6 protein-coding genes are annotated in these 6,963 nt (G+C 75.9%); all 6 read left to right on the top strand.

Annotation, left to right across the window (positions count from 1 at the left end):
* Positions 1 to 1,569: hypothetical protein (locus CKO43_RS24400; RefSeq protein WP_200380286.1), on the top strand; the 1,569-nt coding region annotated here is incomplete at its 5' end.
* The gene (locus tag CKO43_RS24395) at positions 1,566 to 2,267 is read left to right on the top strand and encodes a hypothetical protein (RefSeq protein ID WP_200380285.1); all 702 of its coding nucleotides are present in this window, start codon (positions 1,566 to 1,568) and stop codon (positions 2,265 to 2,267) included. The genes CKO43_RS24400 and CKO43_RS24395, both read left to right, overlap by 4 nt.
* Positions 2,264 to 3,397, top strand: a complete 1,134-nt coding sequence (locus CKO43_RS24390) for a PilT/PilU family type 4a pilus ATPase (protein ID WP_200380284.1) — start codon at positions 2,264 to 2,266, stop codon at positions 3,395 to 3,397. Before CKO43_RS24395 ends, CKO43_RS24390 begins: the two co-directional genes overlap by 4 nt.
* A complete protein-coding gene (locus CKO43_RS24385) occupies positions 3,384 to 5,012 on the top strand; it encodes a GspE/PulE family protein (RefSeq protein WP_200232207.1) in 1,629 nt (542 codons plus the stop codon). Before CKO43_RS24390 ends, CKO43_RS24385 begins: the two co-directional genes overlap by 14 nt.
* Positions 5,013 to 5,151: 139 nt before the next feature.
* Positions 5,152 to 6,393, top strand: a complete 1,242-nt coding sequence (locus tag CKO43_RS24380; protein WP_200380283.1) for a type II secretion system F family protein — start codon at positions 5,152 to 5,154, stop codon at positions 6,391 to 6,393.
* Complete coding sequence (locus tag CKO43_RS24375) at positions 6,390 to 6,887, top strand: hypothetical protein (RefSeq protein ID WP_200232209.1); 498 nt, start codon at positions 6,390 to 6,392, stop codon at positions 6,885 to 6,887. The genes CKO43_RS24380 and CKO43_RS24375 overlap by 4 nt, the downstream gene beginning before the upstream one ends.
* Positions 6,888 to 6,963: the final 76 nt, after the last annotated feature.

The raw sequence follows: 6,963 nt of genomic DNA, 5'->3' as shown, positions 1-6,963 counted from the left end.
CCCGAGCTGCTGCGCGCCGCTGCCGAAGCCGGCCTGCCGCGCCCGCGCCGGCTGGCGGTGATGCTGGCCGGCGCGGTGCCGGCGACGGTGGACCTGCCGGTGGACCCGCAGCGCCCGCGCGCGCCGGCACAGATGCTGGAGATGGTGCGTTACGAGGCCGAACCGGCGGTTGCGGCGCACAACGCGGCCTGGACCATAGGCGCGGTGCTGCAGGCACGGGCCGCGCTCGACGCCGCGGCGCGCGAGACGGTCACCGCGCTGTCGCGCCAGGGCCGGCTGGGCCCCGACGGCGACGCGCTGCGTTTCGGCGAACTGGCGCTGGAAACCGGTTTCCTGGACCGCCAGGCGCTGGACGCCGCGCTCGCCGCCCAGAGCACGCTGCAGATGCTGGACCGCGACATCGCCTGCGGCTGGCAGGGTGCGCTGGTGCGCGACGGCCAGGGCCACAAGCTGCCGCTGTGGCGCGCCGCGGCGATGGGCGCGCAGGCGCGCGCCGACTGGCGCGCCGCAGCACGCGCCGCCGGCATCGGCCTGGCCGGCTTCTGGCCGCGCACCGGGCTGGCGACGGCCTGGGGTGGCGAGGACCCCGGCGTCACGCTCGGCCTGGAGCTGACGCCGGAGACGGTGTATGCGCTGCGCCGTGTCGACGGCCGCTGCGGCGGCCAGCGCCTGGACTCGCGCGACGAGCAGGCCGCCGACGCCGAGGCGCTGGCGGCGCTGCTGCTGGACTGGCAGGTCGAGCCGCTGCACACGCTGCGCCTGGTCGTCGCCGACACGGCGCTGGCAGCCGCGCCGCTGGCCGCCGAGCTGCAGCGGCTGATGCGGCTGCCGGTCGTCGTCGCCGCCGACGGCGCCGCCGAGGCCGCGCGCCTGCGCGCCCAGGCGCTGGCCTGCGAGCTCGAGGCCGCCAGCGCGGCGCGTGCCGTGCGCATCCCGGTCGAAGACCCGCGCCCGGCGCCGTGGCGCCGGCCAGGCCTGCGGCCCTGGCTCGGTGCCGGCGCCGCGGTCGCCGCGGCGGCCTGCTGGCAGGGCTGGGTCTGGTGGGACATCCAGCAGACCGAACGCCGGCGCGAGGCCATCGAGGCCAGGCTCAACGCCAGCAGCGCCGACCGCGAGCAGGGCCAGAGCCAGTCGCGCGAGATGCAGCAGCGCCAGCGCGAGGTCGCGGCGCTGCGCCAGCAGCTGGAGCAGACGCTGGCGCGCACCGGCGCCTGGGACGCGGTGCAGGAACGCCGGCTGACGGTGCCGGCGCTGATCCGCGACCTGGGCGCGGCGATCGACGCCCAGGTCGTGCTCGACGGCGTGCGCGAAGCCGGCAACGGCGAGGCCCGCATCGGCATCGAGGTGCGCGCCTGGTCCAACGACGCGCCGCGGCTGCAGGCCTACGCCGAACGGGTGCAGCAGCGTGTCGCCGAACGCGGCATCAGCGTCGCCCAGCCGGCGCTGCGCAGCCGCCCGGGGCGTCAGGGCCAGCCGGGCGTCGAACTGACGTTCTGGCTCGTGCCGCAGACGCCCGAACTCGAAGCCGACGCCGCGCCGGCGCCGGCGGCGTCGGGGGTGCGGCCATGAAGCCTCTGCACCGCGTCGCCGAGCGCGCTGGCCAACGCTGGCAGCGCCTGAGCGAGGCCGAACGACAGCGCGTGCCGCTGATCGCCGGCGCGCTCGCGCTGGCGTCGCTGACCGCGCTGCACGCCTTCGTCTCGCAGCCGGCGCGGCTGAAGGCGCGCGGCGACCTGACGCGGCTGGAACTGCGCTCGCGCGATGCCGCCAAGCAGGCGCCGGTGCTGCCGCCGGCGCGGCTCAGCGGCAAGTCGCCGGCGGCGCTGGCGCGCGAAGCCGCGGGGCTGCGCGGCGAACTCGGGCGCCAGCAGGCGCACCTGGCCGAGATCGAGCCCTCGTTCGCGCCGCTGGACACGCTCGAGCCCGGGCGTGAACTCGTCGCCGCGATCACCGCGCTGGCCGAAAGCGCCGACCTGAACCTGACGCGGCTGGAGCTGCAGGGGCTCAAGCGCGAGGAGCAGGGCCAGCCGCCGAGCGCCGAACGCATGCGCCAGCTCGCGCTGGCCGCGCCCTACCAGCGGCCGACGATGCGTTTCGAGGCCCAGGCCTCGTTCCGCGGCCTGATGCAGTTCCTCGACGGGCTGCGCACGCTGCCCTACACCGTGGCGCCGGTCTGGCTGTCGCTGGAGGTGCGCGCCGCGCCGGCTGGCAGCGCCGCAGCGCCGGCCCTGCCCTGGCTGGAAGTGAAGATGGACCTGACGCTGTGAACTCCGAACCGAGCGCCCCGACCGACGTGTTCGAACGCCTGCACACGCTGCTGCAGCGCCTGCTCGAGCTGCGCGGCTCCGACCTGCACCTGGCGAGCGCGCAGCCGCCGCTGGCACGTGTCGACGGCGAACTGCGGCCGCTGCAGGCGCGCGCCTGGCCGGCGGCGGCGCTGGCCGAACTCTGCGAGCGCCTGGCCACGCGCGACGGCCGGCTCGAGGACTGGCGCCGCGACGGCGGCCTGGACCTGGGGCTGGCTCTGGGCGACGAACGCTTCCGCGTCAACCTGCTGACCAGCCTGGGGCGGCCGGCGCTGGTCGCGCGCCACCTCGACGGGCGTTTTCGCAGCCTGCGCGAACTCGGCCTGCCCGAGTCGCTGGCGCGGCTGGCCGACATCGGCGACGGCCTGGTGCTGGTCACGGGCGTCACCGGCTCGGGCAAGAGCACGACGCTGGCGGCGCTGGTGCACGAGATCAACCGCCAGCACGCACGCCACATCCTGACGATCGAGGACCCGGTGGAGTTCGTGCACGAGCCGATCCGCTCGCACATCACGCACCGCGGCCTGCACCAGGACTTCCCCGACTTCGCCAGCGCGGTACGCGCGGCGCTGCGCCAGGACCCGGACGTGATCCTGGTCGGCGAAATGCGCGACCTGGAGACGATGCGCGCCGCGCTCACCGCCGCCGAGACCGGCCACCTGGTGCTGGGCACGCTGCACACCGCCGACACCGTCGGCACCGTCGAGCGTGTCGTCGGCGGTTTCCCCGGCGACGAGCAGGACACCGCGCGCTACCGCCTCGCAGCCTGCCTGCGCGCGGTGGTCTCGCAGCGCCTGGTGGCGCGGCGCGACGGCGGCGGCCGCACCGCGCTGGCCGAGGTGCTGGTGGTCAACACCGCGGTCGCGCACCTGATCGCCTCCGGGCGCAGCAAGCAGATCCATTCGCTGCTGGAAAGCGGCAGCGAGCTCGGCATGCAGACCTTCGACCATTCGCTCGCCGCCGCCGTCGGCAGCGGCCGCCTGGGGCTGGACGAGGCCCGCGCGCTGGCGCGCGACCCGGCACGCCTGGGCCGGCTGCTGGCCGAAGCCGGCGCGCGCCACCCGACCCGGAGCCCCCATGGCCGTGCATGAAGCAGCGCTGGTGAACGCCGGCGTGCAGGCCGGGCTGGTCGACGCGGCCACCGTGTCGCGGCTGCGGCCGCTGGCGCGTGCGCAGCGCCTGGGGCTGCTCGACGCCATCGGGCGCGAGCTGCGGCTGCCGCCCACCGCGTTCTGGCAGGCGCTGGCGCGCCAGCGCGGCCTGCCCTGGCTGGACCTGGGCACGGCGCGCCTGGACGACGCCGCCTTCAAGCGCCTGCCGGTGGCGCTGCTGCAGAAGCACGCGATGATGCCGATGCTCGACGAGCAGGGCCGCGAGGGCCTGGCCGTGTGCGACCCCGACGACCGCGCCGGCGCCCAGGTCGTGGCGCGGCTGCTGGGGCGCGAGCCGCGGCTGATGCTGGCCGACGCCGAAGGCCTGGCCGCGCTGCTGCAGCGCGAGACCGGGCGCGGGCCGACCGGCGCCGCGCGCGCCCCCGACGAAGACGCGACCGCGCTGCTGGACCGCCTGATGCGCGAGAGCCTGCAGCGCCGCGCCACCGACATCCACGTCGAGGCCGTCGACGGCGGCCACCAGCTGCGCCTGCGTGTCGACGGCGTGCTGCAGGACTGGGGGCTGGCGCTGCCGCGCACGCTCGGCGAAGCCCTGGTCTCGCGCATCAAGGTGCTGGCCGGGCTGGACATCTCGGAAGCACGCGCGCCGCAGGATGGCGGCGTGCGCTTCGCCGTCTCCGGCTGGGACGGCGACAGCATCGACCTGCGCGTGGCCTCGATGCCCACCTGCCACGGCGAGCGCCTGACGCTGCGCCTGCTGGGCCAGGGCGGCACGCTGACGCTGGACGCGCTGGGCATGCCCGAGGCCGTGCTCGCGCCGCTGCGCGCCATCCTCGCGCGCCCGCACGGCATCCTGCTCGTCACCGGCCCCACCGGCTCGGGCAAGTCGACGACGCTGTACGCGGCGCTGCGCGAGCTCGACAGCCGGCGGCTGAACATCCTCACCGTCGAGGACCCGGTCGAGCAGCAGGTGGCCGGCATCTCGCAGGTCGGCGTCAGCAGCAAGGTCGGTTTCGCCGACGCGCTGCGCGCCTTCCTGCGCCACGACCCGGACATCATCCTCGTCGGCGAGGTGCGCGACGCCGACACCGCCGACACCGCGCTCAAGGCCGCCGCCACCGGCCACCTGGTGCTGTCGACGCTGCACACCAACTCGGCCGCCGGCGCCGTGACGCGGCTGGTGGACATCGGCTGCGAGCGCTACATGATCGCCGACACGCTGGCCGGCGTGCTCGCGCAACGCCTGGTGCGCCGGCTGTGCACACGCTGCCGCGAACCGGCCGCGGCCGACACGCGCCAGCTGCAGGCGCTGGCGCTGGAGGCGCTGCCGCCGGGCGCGGCGCTGTACCGCCCGGTCGGCTGCCCGCATTGCCTGGGCAGCGGCTACCGCGGCCGCATCGGGCTGTACGAGGCGCTGTGGATGGACGCCGCGCTTGCCGAGGCGGTGGCCGAAGGCGCGCGCGAACGCCGCCTGGCCGAGCTCGCGCACGAACGCGGCACGCTCTACGCGCTCGCCGACGACGCCCGCACCAAGCTGCTCGCCGGCCTCGTCGGCTTCGACGACGTGCGGCCTTTCCTGCGGGGTGGTGCATGAGCGCTCAGGACTTGTCCGGCGCTCATTCCCGCCTGGCGGGACCGGCCGACAGGCCGAAGGGTGCCCCAGTGAGCGCTCAGGACTTGTCCGGGGCTCATTCCCGCGTGGCGGAGCCGGCCGCGGGCCGAAGGGGGCTCCAGTGAGTCTGTTCGGTTATCTGGCGCTGGACGCGCACGGTGTCGAGCAGCGCGGCGAGATCGACGCCCGCGACGAACGCGACGCCCGCACCCAGCTGCGTGCGCTGCGGCTGCGGCCGATCGTGCTGGCCGCCGGCGCGCTGCCCGAAGCGCAGAGCGCAGCCGAGCGCCTGGCCGCCGCCTTCGAGCCGCTGCTGCCGCGCGCCTGGATGCCCACGCGCCGCGCTGACCTGGCGACGCTGCTGCGCCAGCTGGCGCTGATGCTGCGCGCCGGCCACACGCTGGTGCAGGCGCTGGACGCCGCCGGCCGGCTCGCCGTCAAGCACAGCCTGCGCGGCCACGTCGGCGCGCTCGCCGCCGGGCTGCGCGGCGGCCAGCCGCTGTCGCAGGCGATGGCCGCACGCGGGCGGCCGTTCACGCCGCTGATGGTGCAGCTGACCGCCAGCGCCGAAGCCAGCGGCGAGCTCGACCTGGTCTGCGAGCGCATGGCGCTGGACCTGGAGCGCCAGGGCGAGCTGCGCCGCCAGGTGCTGAGCACCATGCTCTACCCCAGCCTGGTGCTGGCGATGGCCGTCGGCGTCTTCGCCTTTCTCGCGGTCTCGGTGGTGCCGCGTTTTGCCGCCTTCATCGAAGGCCGCGGCAACCGCGTGCCGGCCGAGGCGCAGTTGCTGATGGACCTGGCCGCCGGCTTCTCGATCTGGGCGCCCTGGGCCGGCGCGGCGCTGGCTGCGTTCGTGCTCGGGCTCTGGGGCGTGACGCAGTTCGAACGCGGCCGGCGCGTCGTCGACCGCGTGCTGCTGGCGCTGCCGCTGGTCGGCGGCGCGATCCGCGACGCGACGATGACGCGCGTGGCCTGGACCATGAGCCTGCTGATCAAGAGCGGCGCCACGGCGCTGGAGAGCCTGCGCATCGTGCGCCGCATCGCCGGCAACCGCGTCTACGTCGCCGTCTTCGAGGAGGCCGAACACCGGCTGCTGGCCGGGCGCAGCCTGGCGCGCGCGCTCGAGCAGCGGCCGGTGCCGCTGCTGCTGCGCCACATGGTCGCGGTCGGCGAAGGCACGGGCCAGCTCGACGGCGTGCTCGACGCGGTGGCGGCGCACTTTCGCAGCCGGCTGGACGCGCGCATCAAGCTGATGACCGGGCTCATCGAGCCGGCGCTGCTGCTCGTCGTCGGCGGCGTCGTCGGTTTCGTCTACTACACCTTCTTCAAGACCGTGATGTCGATCGGCGGAGGCGGCCAATGAGACGCTGCCCGCACCCGCGCCGCGCCGCGGCAGCCCTGCTGCTGAGCGCCGCCGTCCAGGCGCAGAACCTGCCCGAAGCGCCGCCGACGGTGCAGCAGGGCCTGCGCGTGATGCAGGACTACGCCGACGCGGTGCAGGCCCAGCGCCGTGGCGCCGCGGCGGCACCCGAGCGCGACCCGTTCCAGGTGACGCCCGAACTGCGCCAGCGCCGCGCCGGCCGCAGCGGCGGCCCGGCCGCGCTGCCGGCGACGGCGGCACTGGCCACCGGCTGGCGCGTGCTCGCGATCGCACGCACCGACCGCACGCGTGCGCTGCTCGGCCCCGACACCGAAGGCCCGTCGCAGCGCTGGCGCGAGCGTCTGGTGGCCGAAGGCGACGAACTCGAGCTGCCCGACGGCGGCGTCGCGCGCGTGCTGCGCATCGACGCCCAGGGTGTGCAACTGCAGATCGGCGGCGGCCTGGACGGTGCCGCTTCCCGCGTGTGGATCCGATGAAGCCGACGATGCCTCTTTCCCGGCGCACCGCGCCGCTGGCCTGGGCGCTGCTGCTGGCGCTGCCGGTGCCGCCGGT

It is taken from the genome of Rubrivivax gelatinosus, from assembly GCF_016583785.1.
In the GTDB taxonomy this organism is placed as follows: domain Bacteria; phylum Pseudomonadota; class Gammaproteobacteria; order Burkholderiales; family Burkholderiaceae_C; genus Rubrivivax; species Rubrivivax gelatinosus_B.
Note: the sequence above shows the minus strand (reverse complement) of the source record. Positions and strands in the feature narration are given on the sequence as shown.

What these genes read in the sequence shown, in the direction of transcription:
- CKO43_RS24395 (WP_200380285.1), top strand. Translation starts at nt 1,566, where the DNA reads ATGAAGCCTCTGCACCGCGTCGCCGAGCGCGCTGGCCAACGCTGGCAG.
- CKO43_RS24385 (WP_200232207.1), top strand. Translation starts at nt 3,384, where the DNA reads ATGGCCGTGCATGAAGCAGCGCTGGTGAACGCCGGCGTGCAGGCCGGG.
- CKO43_RS24375 (WP_200232209.1), top strand. Translation starts at nt 6,390, where the DNA reads ATGAGACGCTGCCCGCACCCGCGCCGCGCCGCGGCAGCCCTGCTGCTG.